Raw genomic sequence first — 17,422 nt, forward strand, 5'->3', positions numbered from 1 at the left:
TGCCGACTCAGTCAAATAATGCAAGTGACGGTGCCGGTCCGCAGCGACGAGTATCGCGACAGGCAGTGACCGCGCCTGCTATGGTCGCTTGCATAACATGACTCTATACTTGGAACGGTTGTCGGAACCCACAGCGGAGAGAGGCGGAAGCAAATGATCCAGAGTTCACCGGAGCGGATCGCCGAGTACCAGCAGCGGGGATGGTGGGGGCAAACCACCGTGGACGACGTATTCCGCGACGCCGTAGCTCGAGCCGGCGGCGAGGAAGCCGTCGTGGACCCGCCGAACAAGGAGGAGCTGACGGGCGCGCCCCAGCAGCGCTATACGTTCGCCGAGCTGGACCGGCTGGTGGACGGGCTGGCCAGCCGGCTGCTGGCGCTGGGCCTGCGCAAGAACGACGTGCTGGCCACGCAGCTGCCGAATACGGTGGAGGGCGTGGTGACGTTCCTCGCCTGCGCGCGCCTCGGCGTCGTGTTCTGCCCGGTCGCGATGCAGTTCCGGGAGCACGAGCTGCGCTACATCCTTGGCAAGTCGGGCGCCACCGCCTTCATGACGGTGCCCCGGTTCAAGGACACCGAGCCCGCCGCCCGTGCCGAGACGCTCGTGCCCGAGTTCGAACGGTTGCGTCACCTGCTGGTGTGGCGCGGGCAGGAGGCCGACCCCACGGATTTGTCCCTCGAGCGGCTCGCCGGCGCCGACCCGGCGCCGCTGCGAGCCTATCTCGAAGGGCTGAAGATCGATCCCCACGAGACCCTCACACTGTGCTGGACGTCGGGGACGGAGTCGCGCCCGAAGGGCGTACCCCGCCACCACGCGCACTGGGTGGTCAACGGGGAGTCCTGCAGCGAGTGCGGACAGCTGCAGGAGGGCGAGAACATCCTCAACCCCTTCCCGATGGTGAACATTGCCTCCCTCGGCGGCATGGTCATGCCCTGGCTCATGACCCGGGGCAAGCTGGTGCAGCATCACCCTTTCGACCTGCCCGTTTTCCTGCGCCAGATGGCGGAGGAGAAGATCAACTACACCGTGGCCCCGCCCGCCATCCTGAACCTGTTGCTGAAGAACGGGGAGCTGCTGGCGAAGACCGACATCAGCCATCTGCGCTGCATCGGCTCGGGCTCCGCGCCGCTCGCGCCCTGGATGGTGAAGGGCTGGCAGGAGCAGCATGGCATCGTCGTGGTGAATATCTTCGGCTCCAACGAAGGCTGCTCGCTGTTCAGCACGGGCGAGGATTTCCCGGACCCGGAGGATCGCGCACTGTACTTCCCCCGCTTCGGCGTCGAGGGGCTGGAGTGGCCGTCGCGATTCCAGAAGAAGATCATCACCTGCCTGAAGGACCCGGAGACCGGCGAGATCATCACCGAGCCCGAGCGGCCCGGCGAGCTCTGTTTCGACGGCGCGATGCGCTTCGACGGCTACTGGCAGGACGACGAGCTGAATGCCGAGGTGATCGACGCCGACGGCTACTACCACTCCGGGGACCTGTTCGAGATCGTGGACGACGGCGAACCGATACCGCGGCGCTACCGTTTCATCGGCCGGGTCAAGGAGCTGATCATCCGCGGCGGCATGAATATATCGCCGGCGGAGCTGGACGCCCTGGTGGAGAGTCACCCCGCCCTGCAGGAGGCTGCGGTGTTCGGCATCCCCGACGAGGTACTGGGCGAGAAGGTCTGCGCAGCCGTGGTGCCGAAGCCGGGCGAGAGTGTCACCCTGGACGGCCTCATCGAACACCTGAAGAGCCTGCAGGTCGCCTCCTACAAGTGGCCCCAGGAGCTGGTGGTCATGGAGGCGCTGCCGCGCAACCCGTTGGGCAAGGTGGTGCGACGGGAACTGAGCCCACCAGCGCCGACCTGACGGCACCCTAGATGGGCCCTCCTACGCCTGCTCCTGTTGGTGCTCGATCTCGCCGGTGAGCAGCAGGTAGAACGCCGGCACCACGAACAGGGTAAACAGTGTGCCGATGCCGAGCCCGCTGGCGATGACGAGACCGATATTGAACCGGCTCACCGCGCCGGCGCCGGAGGCCGTCAGCAAGGGCACCATGGCGAAGATCATGGCCGCGGTGGTCATGAGAATGGGCCGCAGCCGCACGGCTGCCGCCTTCTCCATGGCAGCGCGCTTGTCCAGACCCTCGCGGGCGCGGACCTGGTTGGCGAACTCCACCATCAGGATGCCGTTCTTGGCCACCAGTCCGATCAGCGTGATCAGTCCCACCTGCGTGTAGATGTTGATCGTCGCGAGGCCCAGCGTCATGAAGATGAGCGCGCCGGCGATGGACATCGGCACCGACACCAGGATGATCAAGGGGTCGCGCCAGCTCTCGAACTGGGCGGCAAGCACCAGGTAGATGACCAGCAACGAGATGAAGAACGTGATCACCAGCGCGCTCGATTGCTGCTTGTACTGCCGCGACTCGCCGCTGTAGTCCCAGCTGAAGCCCACCGGGAAGGACGCCTGCGCGCGTTCCTCCAGAAACGCCAGCGCATCGCCGAGGGTCACGCCCGGTGCCATTGCGCCCTCGACGGCGATGGAGTTCAGCTGCTGGAACTGGGTGCGCTCGGCCGGTTCCACCGTGCGCTCGAAGGTGACCAGCGCGGACAGCGGCACCATCTCGCCGCCGGCCGCCGGCACGTAATAGTCCTCCAGCATGGCGGCGTCCAGCCGGAAATCGCGTCCGACCTGGGGAATGACGCGGTAGCTGCGGCCCTCCAGATTGAAACGATTGATGTAACCCTCGCCCACCAGGGTGGACAGCGTCCGGCCGATATCCTGCATGGAGATGCCGAGGATGCCAGCCCTGTCGCGATCGATGTGCAGGGTAATGCGCGGCCGCGAGAAATCGATGGATTTGCGCACGAAGGCGAACAGCCCGCTCTGCATGGCCTCGCCCATCAGGCCGTCGACCACGCCGTCCACCCGCTCGTAGTCGGCCGCTGAGGTCACCACGAACTGCACCGGCAACCCGCCGGCGGACCCCGGCAGATCCGGCCGCGGGAACACCGCCGCCTGCAGCCCGGCAATCCTCGACACGGCCTGCTGCAGCTCCGGCTGCACCTCCATCTGGGTGCGTTCCCGTTCCTGGCCCGGTGCCATCTTGAAACCGCCGAAGACGGTACTGTTGTCGCCGCCCATGCCCAGGAACAGGAAACTGTCCTCGTATTCCGGCACCTCCTGGAACAGGTCCACCATGCGCCGGGCCCAGGTCTCGTTGTATTCCGGCGTCGCCGTCTGGGGCCCGCGCGCCTGGACGAACAGGATGCTCTGGTCCTCCACCGGCGCCAGCTCCTCGGGCACGGCGGTGAACATGAACCAGATGCTGCCCAGCACGATCAACGCGAAGACGACTGTCACCGGCACGGTGTCCAGAGATGCATGCAGCAGGCGCTGGTAGCGGTCGGCCAGCCACTGGAAGAAGTGCTCCACACGCTGCTCGAAGCGCCCGGGCTCGCCGTAGCGGGTCAGCGCGCGGGCGGAGAGCATGGGCGAGAGTGTCAGTGCCACGATGCCGGAGATCAGTACCGCGCCGGCCAGCGCGAAGGCGAACTCGGTGAACAGGGTGCCCACCAGCCCGCCCATGAAACCGATCGGCGCATACACGGCGATCAGCGTGGTGGTCATGGCGATGATCGGCAGCCCGATTTCGCGTGCGCCGATGATGGCGGCCTCACGGCGGGAGAGTCCTTCCTCGACGTGCCGGTGAACGTTCTCCAGGACGATGATGGCATCGTCCACCACGAGCCCGATGGCAAGCACCATGGCGAGCAGCGTCAGCAGGTTGATGGAGAAGCCCAGCAGCAGCATGACGAACGCGCCGCCAATCAGCGACAGCGGCACGGCCACCGCCGGGACCAGGGCGGCACGGATGGAGCCCAGGGAGAGGAAGATCACCGTCAGCACGATCAGCACGGCCTCGGCCAGCGTGCGGAAGACCTCGTCGATGGACTCTTCAATGAAGCGGCTGGCGTCGAACGAAACCTCGCCGGCGAGCCCGGCCGGCAGTTGCCGAGTGATGTCCTCCATGGCGACGTTGACCCGGCGCGAGACGTCCAGCGGATTCGCGCCGGGTGCCGGATCGATGGCGATCACCACGGAAGGCTCGCCGTTGTACCAGCTGATCGAGTCGTAGTTCTCGGCGCCGAGCTCCACGTCGGCGATGTCGCCCAGGCGCACCAGCGTGTCGTCGCCGGTACGCACGACCAGGTTGCGGAAGGCGTCGGCATCGCTGATATCGGTATCGGCGGAGAGGTCGATGGCGACGTACTGCCCCTTCGTGCTGCCCACCGCCGCAAGGTAGTTGTTCTCGACCAGCACGTCGCGGACCTCCGCCGCCGACACATCCAGCGCGGCCATCCGGTCCGGGTCGAGCCAGATACGCATGGCGAAGGTCTTGCCGCCGAAGAGATCGGCGGACGCCACGCCCTGCACCGCCTGCAGCCGGGGCTGGACCACCCGCAGCAGGTAGTCGGTGGTCTCCGAGGCGCTCATCTCGCCGCCGTAGAAGACCAGATACATGAGCGATGTGCGGCCGCCGACGGTGGCCTCGATCACCGGATCCTCGGCCTCGGCGGGCAGGACGTTGCGCTGGCTCGCCACCTTCGCCTGGATCTCGGCCACGGCCGCATTCGGGTCGTAGTTCAGCACCATGTGGGCCTCGATCACCGAGCGGCCCTGCAGGCTGCGGGAGAACAGATAGTCGATGCCCTCGGCCTCGGCAATGGCCTGTTGCAGCGGCGTGGTGATGAAGCCCTTGATGAGTTCGCTGCTCGCGCCCGGATAGCTGGTGGTGACGGACACCACCGTGTTCTTCGTCTCCGGGTACTGCCGGACCTCCAGCGCGGTGATGGAGCGCAGCCCGAGCACCAGGATCAGCAGGCTGACGACGCTGGCCAGGACCGGCCGGCGGATGAAGAGGTCGGTGAACTTCATGCGCCGTCCGGCCGACGCTCTTCCAGCTCGACCGAATTGTCCACGGTGACCGGCTGGCCGGTCCTGAGCTTGTTCTGGCCGGCGCCGACGACGCGGTCGCCGAGTTCGAGGCCGCTCACGATCTCCACCCGGCCGTCACGCACCTCGCCGGTCGCCACCTGACGGCGGGTCGCGACGAGGCCGCCCTCGCCTTCCTCCACCAGGAACACGGAGCTGCCGTAGGGATCGTAGGTCACGGCCTGGTACGGGAGCGTCAGCACCTCCCGCCGGCGCTCCTCCAGGATGCGCACCTCGGCGAACATGCCGGGTCTCAGCGCCCGGTCGTCGTTGGCGAATATGCCGCGGACACGCACGCTGCGGGTGCCCTCGTCGATGCCCGGGGTGATGGCATGGATGCGTCCGCTGAACGTGCGTCCGGGGTGCGCGGGTACCTGCGCTTCCACCTGCTCGTCCGGGGTGAGGCGCCCCAGGTAGCGCTCCGGCAGCGTGAACTCGACGAAGATCGGCGACAGCGAGACGAGGCTGACGATTTCCTCGCCCGCGGCCACATAGCGGCCGCGGCTGACGCGCCGTATGCCGAGTTCCCCGGCGAACGGTGCCCGCACATCCTTCTTGCGGATGACGGCACGTTTCGCGGCGACCTGGGCCTCCAGGCTCTCCAGCCGGGCCACCGCCTCGTCCAGCTCCGAGGCAGAGGCGAGCTTGTCCGCCACCAGTTTGCGCGTGCGCTCCAGCGTAATCGCGGCCAGCTTGCGGTCGGCCAGCAGCGTCTCCAGTTCCGCACGATCCACCTCGTCGTCGAGCTGCACGATGCGCGCGCCCTGCTCCACCCGGTCGCCGGTGATGAAGAAAATGTCGCTGACTTTGCCCGGGACCTCGGCGGCTACCATGATGCCGCTGGTGGGTACGGCACTGCCGACGGCGGAGAGGACCGGCACCCAGCTGGCGCGGCTCACCTCCACGGTAGTCACCACCGCGGGGGGCTGGCTGCGCGGCCCTGCCCCCTGCCATTGCACGTATTTCCACGCGAACAGGGAGCCGAACAGCGCCCCCGTGATCACGACGACGATGATGAGTCTCTTTATCAGGGGAAGGCCTCTCTGTATCTGGAAACTGACGATTCCGCGGGGACGACCCGGACGCGAGGAACCGGACTCCCGGGGCAGCCGCGGTCACCGGCGGACGCCCGCCGCACCGACGGAACAGGTTAGTGTACCGGAAGCTGCCCCACGACCGAATCGCCGTTTCGTGCGCAGTCGGACCGGACGCCCGACTGCCGGACCCGGAATCAGCGCCCGACGACGAAGCTGACCGTGGTGGTGGCGCTGCCGCCGATGTTCAGCGTCGCCACCGTCTTCGCACCCTCGATCTGGTAGTCGCCGGCCTGGCCGGTGACCTGCTTGTAGCTGTCCAGCATCATCCGCACGCCGGTGGCGCCCACCGGGTGACCCAGGCCGATCAGGCCGCCGCTCGCGTTCACGGGGATGCGGCCGCCCGGGGCGATGTCGCCGTTCTCCACCGCCTGCCAGCTCTGGCCCGGCGCCGTGATGCCGAAGTGGTCGATGGCCATGTACTCGGTGCTGGTGAAGCAGTCGTGGGTCTCGATGCCGTCCAGCTGATCCACGCCCTCGATGCCGGCGCGGCCGAAGGCGTCGGTGATGGCGCCGCGGACGTGGGGGAAGATGTACGGCGCGTCCCTGCTCTCCTCGATCTTCTGCTGATAGGTGATCGGCGCGGTGCGGTGGCCCCAGCCCCGGATCCAGGGCAGGTCATGCAGGCTCATGCCGTGGTGCTTCGCATACCCGGCCGCCTTTTCCGCGCCGGCGAGGAAGACGATGGCGGCGCCGTCAGTGATCTGGCCGCAGTCCTGCTTGCGCATGCGCCCCTCGATGACCGGGTTGGCCTCGTCGTCCTCGGCGAAACTGGCATCGGTGAATTCCCAGCGCCGGGTCTGCGCGTTCGGGTTGCGCCGCGCATTGTCGAAGTTGATCTTCGCGATGCCGGCCAGGTGTTCGTGCTTCAGGCCGTAGCGGCGGTCGTACTCCTCTGCCAGCTCGCTGAAGAGATGGGGCCACGGGAATTCCACGCCCGTGCACTCGTGCCCGCTCCACATGGCCGGGCCGCCGATCAGATCGGCGGCGGTCTGGCCGGGCACGTTGCGCATCTGCTCGATGCCGATCACGGCAGCCAGGCTGTAGCGGCCGGCCTCGATATCCGCAGCGGCGGACAGGAGCGCAACGCTGCCCGAGGCGCAGGCGGCCTCGTGCCGGGACGCCGGCTTGCCGGAGAAGGCCGGGTGCAGTGCGGCGAAGAAGCCGCCGAGATGGCCCTGCTTGCAGAAGAGCTCGGCGGCGAAGTTGCCGACATGGGCCACCTCGATCTCCTCGGGCTCGATGCCCACGGTACCGACGCCGGTACGCACGGTATGCCCGAAGGCATCGAACAGCTCGTCCCCGTTGCGGGCCCAGTTGGCAGCGAAATCCGTCTGATAGCCGCCGAGCACGTAGACTCGCTCGCTCATCGTTCCGCCTGCCGCTCACGCTCGAGGGTCCGCCACATCTGGTCGATGCGATCGGCACCCCAGTACATCTCGTCGTCCAGGAAGAAGGTGGGCGCGCCGAACACGCCCCGCTCCATCGCCTCGTCGGTGACCGTCTTCAGCTTCTGCTTGACCTCATCCCGGGCCGTGCCCTGCAGCACTTCTTCCGCATCCAGGTCCAGCCCTTTCGCCACCTCCGTGAGCACCGCCGGATCCGAACAGTCCCGGCCCTGACCGTAGCTAGCGTCGAAGACCGCAGCGATCCAGGCCACGGAATCTTCCTCGTCGATCTCCTTCAGGAACCAGTAGGCGCGGGCGGCGAGGATGCTGTTGAAGGGGAACGGATCCGGCCAGTGGTAGGGCAGGCCCCATTCCGCCGCCGAGCGCTCCACGTCATGCCAGACGTAGCGGCCCTTCAGGGAATCCGGCTGCGGCGGCGCATGGCCGCGGGACTTGAATATCGCTCCCAGCGCGATCGGCTGCCAGTCGACCCGGACGCCGAACTCATCCGCCAGGGCGCGCAGCCGGTGCTGACCGATGTAGCTGTAGGACGAGGAGAAGTCGAAGTAGAAATCGATCGCTCTCTTCATCGGAGGACCTCGTTGAAACCAATGGCTTTCATAACTAGACTCGGGGCGACTATATAATGCCGGTGGGGCGATCGCAATCGAAGCTATCCAGGCAATCGAAGCCGACCGCCTGCCGCCAACACCGACTCACCCGGAGCGACCGACATGACCGACGTCTTCATCTATGATGCCGTGCGCACGCCCCGTGGCAAGGGCCGCGAGGGCGGCGCGCTGAACGGGCTGACTCCCCTGGACCTGCAGAAGGCCCTGATCGGCGCGCTGCTGGAGCGCACCGGGCTCGATGCCGGGCGTATCGACGACCTCATCCTCGGCTGCGTGACGCAGGTGGGCGAACAGGGCGGCAACATCGCCAAGGTGGCGGCACTCTACGCCGGCCTGCCCACCTCGGTGCCGGGCATCACCGTAAATCGCTACTGCTCGTCCGGGCTCGACGCCTGCAACTTCGCGGCGATGAAGATCGCCACCGGCATGGACGAGCTGGTGCTGGCCGGCGGCGTGGAGTGCATGTCCCGGGTGCCGATGCTCTCGGACAAGGCCACCTTCTATTCCGATCCGGCGGTGGCGCAGAAGACGCGATTCGTCCCCATGGGGCTCGCCGCAGACCTGGTGGGCAGCCTCGACGGCATCAGTCGGGAGGACTGCGATGCCTACGCGGTAATGAGCCAGCAGCGCGCGGCCCGGGCGCAGAACGGGGGCCGTTTCGCGAAGTCGCTGGTGGCCGTGACGGATCCCGCCAGCGGGGCCGTGGTGGAACAGGACGAGTGCGTGCGCCCGGGCGTGACCACGGAAAAGCTCGCCACCTTCGAGCCCCTGTTCACGGAGTTCGGCGAGAAGGGCTATGCGGCGGCCTTCAAGGCGGCGTTCCCGGAGCTGGGCGAGCTGCGCTACCTGCATCATGCCGGCAACTCGCCGGCCGTGGTGGACGGCGCCTCGCTGGTGGCGCTCGGCAGCCGCGCCGCAGGCGAGGCCGCCGGCCTGAAGCCCCGCGCGCGCATCCGGGCGATGGCCAACGTTTCGTCCAGCGAACTGCTGGCGCTGACCGGCGGTATCGACGTCGTAGCCGCTGTGCTCGCCAAAGCCGGCATGGACCACGGCGACGTGGACCTCGTAGAGTTCAACGAGGCCTTCGGCGCGGTGTCGGTGAAGTTCCTGCGCGACATGCCCTGGGACGCGGAGCGCATCAATCCCAACGGCGGCGCCATCGCGTTGGGCCATGCCATGGGCGCGACGGGAGCGAGCCTGGTCGGCACCGTGCTCGACGAGCTGGAACGTCAGGACCTGGGAGTGGGCCTGGTGGCCATCTCCGGCGCCGCCGGGATCGGCACCGGGCTCATCGTGGAGCGCGTTGCGGCGTCCTGATCAGCGGTTGGCGCGGGCGGTACCCCGGCGCGGCCGGTAGGCATCGCGGTCGAAATCGACGTCTTCCGGTTTCAGCGCCTCGCCGCATTCACTGCAGACCATGGCGCTGACCAGCGGCTCGCCGCAGGGCCGGTGGATCAGCTCCAGCGGGCGGCGGTCCGGGGCGACGATCCAGCGATTGGCCCATTCGTGCATGGTCAGCGCCACCAGATAAAGGTCCATCCCCTTCTCCGTGAGTCGGTACTCGTAGCGCACCGGCCGCTTCTGATACGCCTTGCGCTCCATGATGCCGTGGTGGACCAGCAGCTTCAGCCGGTCTGACAGGATGTTGGTGGCGATGCCGATGCCTTTCGCGATGTCGTCGTAGCGGCGCAGACCGAAATAGGCGGCAGCCGTTACGAGACCGGTCCAGCGGTCACCGATGACGTCCAGCGTATGGAAGAAGCGCTGATCGGCGGCCTGGCTGGATTTGCTGTCTTTCTTGGAGCGGCGCTGAAACCGCGCCGGCACTGCGGCACCCTTGCTGTCCGGCGCACCGGGCTCAAACCGCACGCTGTACATGGTAATGGGCTCGGCGCAGGCGCTGCAGCGGAACTCGGCCTGCATGGCGTGTCCGCAGTGCTTGTGCACCAATTCCGGATGCGACTCGCCCCCGAAGCCCCAGCGCGTATCCCAGTTCCAGACCGACAGGATGACAGGGTAGAGGTCGAGGCCCTTGTCGGTGAGGCGGTATTCGTAGCGCGGCGGGGACATCTGGTACGGATTGCGGTACAGGATGCCGTTCTCCACCAGACGCTTCAGCCGGGACGCCAGCGTGCCGCGCGCGGCACCGCTGCGGTGGCGCAGGTCCTCGAAGCGGCGGAAGCCCAGGAACACGTCCCGGATCACCAGCATCGCCCAGCGGTCACCAATCACCGCCAGGGCCTGGGCCACCTGGCTGTTGAGGATTAGGTCCTGCTCGGCTTTGCCGCTGCGGCTATCCGCGGCCATTGCCCCCGCCGTTCCTCGAGCGTCGCGGCGGCAGGGGAATCATCCCGCTGGTCTTCTCCATGTAGTCCCTGTACCCCGGTTTCTCCCGCGCCATCTTCTTGTCCAGCGTACGCTGTCCCGTGACGTTCACGATGAGGTAAGTGTAGCCGATCGGGCCGATTATGGTCAGCAAACCCCACGGATTGTCGCAGGCGATCAGGAACAGGCCCCACCAGACGCAGAGTTCGCCGAAATAGTTCGGGTGCCGGGAATAGCGCCACAGCCCGGTATCAAGCACCTTGCCCTTGTTGGCGGGATTGGCCCGGAAGCGGGCCAGTTGATGATCGGCCACCGTCTCGAATACGAAGCCCACCAGCCACAGGGCAGCGCCGGCGAACGCAGCGACGCCCAGGCTCGCCGGTTCCCGGTAGATCTGCCCCACCTGGATCGGCAGCGAGACCAGCCAGAGCACGATGCCCTGCAGCAGGAACACCTGCCGGAGGCTCAGCCAGATGAAGGCGCGGTCGTCGTTCACCCAGCTGCGCAGCTTCGTGTAGCGCGGGTCCTCGCCATGGCCCCAGTTGCGCCGCACCAGATGCACGGTGATACGCACGGCCCACAGCGCCACGAGTGCCAGGATCAGGTTCTTGCGCGGCTCGGCGCCGTCCGTCGTCACGTAGGTCACCCCCGCCACACTCAGCAGGATCACCGCGAAAGCCATGTCGATGATGCTGACGTCCCGCAGCGGGATGCTGATCAGCCAGAGCGCGAGCACGGCTCCCAGGGTGACACCCAGGTTGACCAGCAAGACCAGACCCGTATCCTGCCAGAGCGGCTCCATAACCCCTCCCCGGCGCCTGCAGAGTTGCGCCACTTGGAAAAACCTGTGTTAGTCTATTCGTGAAAGTTACTGATTGCCAATCGGTGGCTGGGAACCTCAGCAGAACGGAAAACAACCTCAGGGTGGGGGGATGACACACGCCAGCGCACGACAGCGCTTCGACGGGATCCGTGCGGGCCTGCGCCTGCCGGTCGTCGTCGCGCCCATGTTCCTCGTTTCCGGTCCGGAGATAGTGGTGGCCGCCGCCCGCTCGGGGGTGCTCGGCTCGTTCCCGGCACCGAATGCCCGCACCATCGACGTGTTCGAGGAGTGGGTCTCGACCATCAGCGAGCGGCTGGCCGGCTTCCGCCGCGACCAGGTTGCCGGCGCCACGGATGCCTGGGCCATGAACCTGGTCGTGCACCGCACCTACGACCGGCTGGACCAGGAGCTCGCGATCCTGGAGAAATACCGCCCGCCCATCGTCATTACGGCACTGGGCAGCCCGAAGGACGTGGTGGATACCGTGCACGGCTGGGGCGGGCTGGTGATCGCCGACGTGAACAGCGTGGAGTACGCGCGCAAGGCGGCCGCGGTGGGCGTGGATGGTCTGGCCCTGGTCTCCGCCGGCGCCGGCGGCCACACCGGACACATGGCAGGCTTCGCGTTCGTGCCGGCGGTGCGGGAATTCTTCGACGGCATACTCATACTGGCCGGCGCCATCGGCGACGGCCGGGCCGTGCGCGCGGCGGAGGTACTCGGTGCCGACCTCGGTTACATGGGTACCCGCTTCATCGCCGCCGAGGAGAGCATCGCCTCCGGGGAATACAAGCAGATGGTCGTCGACTCGGTGTTCCCGGACCTCGTGCTCACCGACTTCTTCACCGGCGCCCACGCTTATTACATGCGCCAGAGCATCGAGGCGGCCGGCCTGGACCCGGACAACCTGGAGGCCGGCACAGGCATGAACCTGTCCGAGAAGAAGGCCTGGAAGGACGTCTGGTCGGCCGGCCAGGGCGTGGGCACGATCCACAAGGTGGAGCCGCTCGCCGACATCGTCGACGCTATTGCCGAGGAATACGAGGCCGCCAAACGGGTCCCCTGAGGACCGTCAGGCCGTCCGGTCAACCCACCCTGTCAGCCCTTCCCTGGAGCGCCGGCGACGAAGCGGCGGAAATGTTCCACGGCCGCGGGCGCGTGGCCGTCGAAGGGCAGCCCGGCCAATTCCTCGAGCACGGCGCCGGCGGCAGCCGCATCCGCATCTTCCATCCAGCGTCCGTCGGTCTCCTGCATGCGGGCGCGGGCGATCCGGCCGGCCCCCGAGATGACGATCTCGCCGTTCAAGGCGCAGCGTTCGCTGACCAGCCAGGCCGCCACCGGCGCCACGTAATCCGGTGCCATGCGCTCGCGCAGCGCGTCGGGCAGGTGGGCCTCGGTCATCTGCGTCGCGGCGTAGGGCGCGATGGCGTTCACCCGCACCTCCCGGCCGGCGCCCTCGTGGGCCAGCGCGTACGTGAGGCCCAGCAGCGCCGCCTTCGACGACGAATACGCCGGCAGGCCGTGCTCGCCGTACAGTCCCGCCACCGAGGTGCTGAGCAGCACGGCACCGCCGCGCTGATCGTAGAGATGCCGGAACAGAGGATGCAGCACGTTGACGGTGCCGAACAGGTTCACCTCGAAGTTGCGCCGGAACTCGTCGATGCTCTGTTTGTGGAAGCTCCGACCCTCGGAGACGCCCGCGTTCGCGATGAGGGCATCGATTCGGCCCCAGGTATCGAGCGCCAGTTGCAGCAGTCGCTCGCCGGCGCCGGCCTCGGTAATCTCTGAGTAATCCGCCACGGCCTCGCCGCCGGCGGCACGGATCTCGTCCACCACGCGGTCCGCCGAGGCCTGCTCCTCGCCCGCGTGGCTGCGGTTGTTCACCACCACCCGCGCGCCCCGGGCGGCCAGGTAGCGGGCATAGGCGCGGCCGAGCCCCTTGCCGGCGCCGGTGATGACCACCACCCTGCCGTCGAACGGCACGGCTTCAGGCGGCATCGGAGGCCCGCGGCCAGCGGGTCTGCACCCAGCGGAAGCGCCGGGTCACGAAATCGAGGTCGGCCAGACAGGCGTTGCCCGCCGGGTTCAGGCCGGTGACGTGGAAATCGCTGTAGGCCGCGGCGAAGTTGATGGGCATGCCGATGAGGTTGCACGACAGCGAGGCGCCGGCGTCGTGGTAGGCATCCTCCGCACGGGCCAGGAAGGCATCGTTGGTCGAGTAGACGTGGGACGTGATCGCGCCGTGGGCGCGCACGTCGTCGGTCGCCCGGGCCAGCCCGGCGTCGGCATCGTCCGCGGCGATGACGAAGGAGATCGGCCCGAAGTGCTCCTCGCCGAACAGGTCGCCGGCGTCGGTGTCCACCTGCACGATCAGCGGGGTGGCGGTGCGGGCGTCGGGGTAATCGGGGTGTTCGTAGGGCCCGGAGTCGCGCAGGATACTCCCTCGGTCCCACACGCCGTCGCGGATGCGGTCGATGCTCTCCAGGATGCGGGGGTCCACCAGCGCACCGCACAGGTTGCCCGCCTGCTTCGGGTTGGCGAGGAACTCCTCCACGGCATCGACGATCCCTGCCGCCACCTCGTCGAAGGGGAGATGCCGCCCGCCGGTCTCGATGCCGCCGCGCGGCACAAAGATGTTCTGCACGCTGGTGCACATCTGGGCGGACGCCTGGCACAGCGAGTGCGCGATGGCCCTGCGCATACCGTCGAAGTCGTCGGTGGATTCCACCACCACGGAGTTGCAGCCGGCAGTCTCCGTGAAGACGAGCTTGTCCGTGCAGTGCTGCTCGATCCAGCCGCCGAAGCGGGGTCCGCCGGTGAAATCGATGATGGCGCAGTCCGGATGGCGGATCAGCTCCAGGGTGTTCGGCTCCGCCTCGGTATCCGCCGCCATCAGGATCAGGTCCGGGTTATGGCCCGCCTCGGCCAGCACCTCGCGCATGGTGCGCACGAAGATCGCCACCGGCAGCGTGGTCTTCGGGTGCGGCTTCACGATGACGCCGTTGCCCGTGGCGAGGTCCGCCATGATGGCCGGGTAGCCGTTCCACTGGGGGAACGTGGCGCAGGTGATCACCACGCCGATGCCGCGGGGCATGATGCGGTAGCGCTTCTCGAGTTCGGTCTCCGGTCCGGCGCCGAAGCGCCGCTGCCAGGTCGCCTCGCCCGGCACGTCGTCCATGGCCTTCCAGGCGTAGGCCAGCGCCTCCAGGCCCCGGTCCAGCGCGTTCGCGCCGCAGCCGGCGAATGCCATGATGAAGCTCTGGCCGGCCGTGTGGACGGTGGCGTGGGCATTGACGAACAGCGACTCCGCGCTGCCCAGCCGGTCCAGCATCTCGAGGCAGACGCCCACGCGTTCCTCGGTGGGCGCGCGACGCCAGGCGCGCTGGGCCTCCCTGACCGCGGCGAACGCCCGCTCCGGGTCGAGCTTCGGGTAGGTGATACCGAGCGCCTCGCCGGTGAGTGGCGAGACCTCCTCGCCCACCTCGCCGACGGTGGCGGGCAGCTCGATGTCGAACGGCCGGCCCAGCATCGACTCGTAGGCCGCGAGGCCGGCGGCGGGAATCTCCTTGCCGTGGACCTTGCTGCTGGGCGATTCCGGGTACGCCGTCCAGGCGTAACGCTTCTCGCAGGCATCCACTGCCTTCTCCAGCGTCGCGCGATGTTTCTCGAACAGGCTGCTCATGGTTCCGTCCCGGGCTCCGTGGAGGGTGGAACGATTCTAGGGATTGACAGTCCCGTTGTGCAAGCCATAACGCTGTGGGAGGGCCTTCAGGCCCGATTCCCTAACGCCGATTCCTCGCCGCCGCCTCAATTCTCCCCGGAACCGTTCAACGTAATCGCCAGAATCCCGTCCAGCGCGCGCCGCACCTCGCGCAGCTCGGTCAGCAGAGCCTGTCGCACTTCGGCCGCGGTGCCGCCACCCTGCAGCAGGTCCCGATGTGCCGCCAGCTTCAGGGCCGTCTCGTACAGGGACTTCGAGACGGACTCCTCGGAGAACAGCCGGCCCTGCAGGCGCATCTGCCGGCCGAGCTTCAGACAGCCGGAGACGAAGGCGGCCCGGTCCTCCACCGCCTCGGCGCCTGCCTCGGCCAGCGCCCGGGCCACCACCCGGTAGGCATCCGCGAAGGACCGCAGCACGGCGTGGGCCAGCAGCAGCCGGCTCTGGCGCAGCACCCGCACGACGCCTTCCTCGCCGCCCGCGAGCGCCTCGCGCCAGCTCGGGAAACGCTCCTCCAGTACCGCCTGCACCGCCGCCGGATAGTCCTGGCGGCGCGGGAAGTAGAAGTCGAACAGGAACAACTCGCGCAGCTCTTCCAGCAGCGTGAACACGGCCGCCTCCCGCTCGCCCTCCGGCGCGCCGGCGGCGCGGTACAGCGCCACTTCCACCAGCGCGTCGAGGACGAAATGGTGGATGGCCGTGTTGCGGTAATAGGCGGCCTTCAGGTGCTGGTCGGACGTGATGGCGTAGAGCCGCTCCGTGCCCTCGTCGAAGAAGGTCACGATGCCGGTGGAGCGCAGCTGCTCGAGTGTGGCCGGCAGCGTCTCCGGCTGGCGGAAGTCCGGGTCGCCCGCGATCTCGAGATGGCGACGCCGCACCAGGCTCATGCCGACCCGGGTGAGGAAGCCGATCTCCTTCAGACTCAGCGCCCGGTTGCCGGCGGCGAGCAGGATCAGCGTGACGATGGCGGTGGCGGTGATGGGCGTGGCCGCGTTCATGCGGAAGGCGACCTGCAGCGCGAGATTCTGCACCAGCGACTGCTTTTCCGACTCGTCCGGCCCCGCCTCGAGGCTGTCCCGGGGCGCCAGGTCGGTCAGCGCCAGCTCCTCGCCGAAGCGCAGGAAGATGCGGCCGTGGGGCGCCGAGGAGCGCAGGAAGCGCACGATCCACGTCGCTCCCTCCGGCTTCTTGGCGTGGCCGCGCTGCTCGGTGGCGTAGTCCTCCACTTCCGTGATCTGGTCGTAGGTCACCGACACCGGCACGAACGCCACGTCGAGCAGCTGAGTGCGCAGGATGGACTCGACCACGTAGTTGAACAGGCCGTAACGCGGCGGCAGCAGCTTGCCCGTCCGCGAGCGCGTACCTTCCAGCGCCCACAGCAGCGAGAAGCGCTTGTCGATGAGGTAGTCGATATAGCGGCGGAAGGTCGCCTTGTAGATCTCGTTATCCTGGAACGAGCGGCGCAGGAAGATGATGCCGGCGCGACGCCCGAGCGCCCCCAGTCCCGGTGTGTTCAGGTTGATGCCGCCGAAGGTGAGCGGCAGCGGCAGGTTGGCATCGAACAGCACCATCGACAGCGCGATCGTGTCCAGCATGGACTTGTGGCTGATCAGGAAGGCGACCGGTCGACTGCCGAGCAGCTCAGCGACGTGTCGAAGCTGCTCCTCGTCCACGTCGATCTCCGGGTCGTGGTTGCTGCGCGCGGCGGCCCGGTAGATGGCCATGGCGAGGTCCAGCGAGAACGGCGTCTGTCGGGCGGCCATCTCCTCCAGGTAGTCGCCTGCCTTGTCGGTGACCTTCTGCACGCTCTCGTCGCGCTGCTGCGCCAGGTTGGCAAGCTGTTCGCGGAATTCCCGGTTGGCGAACACGTCCTTCGGCAGCAGTCTGGCCACCTTGTAGCGCGTCCCACGGGCGACCCGCTCCGCCCGCTCCAGCGTGATCAGCGCCTGACGGCGGACGAAATCCGACAGCCCGACCGTCGGCGCGTCGCTGCCGTGCTGGTCCCGATAGCGCTGCCTCAGGTCCTCGAGCGGCGCCCCCTGACCGGCGATGAAGCGCATCCGGTCCGGCTGGCCGCGGGCGATCCTGCGGCGGCTGAACAGGGTCGGCCGCTCGGTCCACGCGAAAAAGAAATCCCGCAGCAGGCTGCCGCCCTCGTCCCGGTCTGCGGGCAGCCACACGATGCGCACGGGCTGCAGCCACGTATCCGGTTCCATGTGATCCGCGCCGGCAAGACCCTCGCCGTCCTGGGGCAGGTCGAGCAGGCGATAGTCGGTCTTCTCGCCCGCCGGGCGGGTGGACTCGATCCAGTCCCTGAGCAGCTTGTGTTCGAACCGGTCGGGCGCATCGAGCAGGAACACCACACTGCCGTGACTCTCGTCGGGCCACGGTGAATCCGCCGCTCCCGACTCCAGTGCCGTTTCCTGCAGTGACTGCCTGTTCACGCCGGTTACTCCCCC

At 67.8% G+C, this 17,422-nt stretch carries 12 protein-coding genes; 3 read left to right on the forward strand and 9 right to left on the reverse strand.

From position 1 onward, the window contains the following. Nucleotides 1–153 precede the first annotated feature (153 nt). Nucleotides 154–1,857 (forward strand): class I adenylate-forming enzyme family protein, encoded by a 1,704-nt coding sequence (locus tag ACJMKX_RS04160; protein ID WP_405221454.1) that lies wholly within the window; start codon nt 154–156, stop codon nt 1,855–1,857. Between the two features lie 21 nt (nt 1,858–1,878). On the opposite strand, the gene ACJMKX_RS04165 is transcribed toward ACJMKX_RS04160, so the two are convergent. The 4 genes from ACJMKX_RS04165 to ACJMKX_RS04180 form a co-directional block, all read right to left on the reverse strand. Continuing rightward, a complete protein-coding gene (locus ACJMKX_RS04165; protein WP_405221457.1) occupies nt 1,879–4,929 on the reverse strand; it encodes an efflux RND transporter permease subunit in 3,051 nt (1,016 codons plus the stop codon). Continuing rightward, the gene (locus ACJMKX_RS04170; RefSeq protein WP_405221460.1) at nt 4,926–5,990 is read right to left on the reverse strand and encodes an efflux RND transporter periplasmic adaptor subunit; all 1,065 of its coding nucleotides are present in this window, start codon (nt 5,988–5,990) and stop codon (nt 4,926–4,928) included. The genes ACJMKX_RS04165 and ACJMKX_RS04170 overlap by 4 nt, the downstream gene beginning before the upstream one ends. Nucleotides 5,991–6,217: 227 nt before the next feature. Further along, complete coding sequence (locus tag ACJMKX_RS04175) at nt 6,218–7,450, reverse strand: acetyl-CoA acetyltransferase (protein WP_405221463.1); 1,233 nt, start codon at nt 7,448–7,450, stop codon at nt 6,218–6,220. After that, on the reverse strand, nt 7,447–8,058 hold the full coding sequence (locus tag ACJMKX_RS04180) for a 2-hydroxychromene-2-carboxylate isomerase (protein WP_405221466.1): 612 nt from the start codon (nt 8,056–8,058) through the stop codon (nt 7,447–7,449). The genes ACJMKX_RS04175 and ACJMKX_RS04180 overlap by 4 nt, the downstream gene beginning before the upstream one ends. Before the next feature lie 144 nt (nt 8,059–8,202). Between ACJMKX_RS04180 and ACJMKX_RS04185 the strand changes: the two genes are divergently transcribed. After that, nucleotides 8,203–9,417, forward strand: a complete 1,215-nt coding sequence (locus tag ACJMKX_RS04185) for an acetyl-CoA C-acyltransferase (protein ID WP_405221469.1) — start codon at nt 8,203–8,205, stop codon at nt 9,415–9,417. On the opposite strand, the gene ACJMKX_RS04190 is transcribed toward ACJMKX_RS04185, so the two are convergent. After that, a complete protein-coding gene (locus tag ACJMKX_RS04190) occupies nt 9,418–10,407 on the reverse strand; it encodes a winged helix-turn-helix transcriptional regulator (RefSeq protein WP_405221472.1) in 990 nt (329 codons plus the stop codon). Further along, the gene (locus ACJMKX_RS04195; RefSeq protein ID WP_405221475.1) at nt 10,394–11,227 is read right to left on the reverse strand and encodes a DUF1295 domain-containing protein; all 834 of its coding nucleotides are present in this window, start codon (nt 11,225–11,227) and stop codon (nt 10,394–10,396) included. Before ACJMKX_RS04195 ends, ACJMKX_RS04190 begins: the two co-directional genes overlap by 14 nt. Nucleotides 11,228–11,357: 130 nt before the next feature. Here ACJMKX_RS04195 and ACJMKX_RS04200 point away from each other — a divergent pair, with 130 nt between their 5' ends. Then, complete coding sequence (locus ACJMKX_RS04200; protein WP_405221477.1) at nt 11,358–12,311, forward strand: NAD(P)H-dependent flavin oxidoreductase; 954 nt, start codon at nt 11,358–11,360, stop codon at nt 12,309–12,311. A 32-nt stretch (nt 12,312–12,343) separates the two neighbouring features. Here the strand turns inward: ACJMKX_RS04200 and ACJMKX_RS04205 are convergent, their stop codons facing one another. The 3 genes from ACJMKX_RS04205 to ACJMKX_RS04215 form a co-directional block, all read right to left on the reverse strand. Next, entirely contained in the window at nt 12,344–13,243 is a 900-nt protein-coding gene (locus ACJMKX_RS04205) for an SDR family NAD(P)-dependent oxidoreductase (protein WP_405221480.1), read from the reverse strand. Further along, entirely contained in the window at nt 13,233–14,927 is a 1,695-nt protein-coding gene (paaN, locus tag ACJMKX_RS04210) for a phenylacetic acid degradation protein PaaN (RefSeq protein WP_405221483.1), read from the reverse strand. Before paaN ends, ACJMKX_RS04205 begins: the two co-directional genes overlap by 11 nt. A gap of 125 nt (nt 14,928–15,052) precedes the next feature. Then, on the reverse strand, nt 15,053–17,407 hold the full coding sequence (locus ACJMKX_RS04215) for a 1-acyl-sn-glycerol-3-phosphate acyltransferase (protein WP_405221486.1): 2,355 nt from the start codon (nt 17,405–17,407) through the stop codon (nt 15,053–15,055). Between the last annotated feature and the right edge of the window lie 15 nt (nt 17,408–17,422).

The sequence above is a fragment of the Lentisalinibacter sediminis genome (genome assembly GCF_040706615.1).
Taxonomy (GTDB): Bacteria; Pseudomonadota; Gammaproteobacteria; order Steroidobacterales; family Woeseiaceae; genus Lentisalinibacter; species Lentisalinibacter sediminis.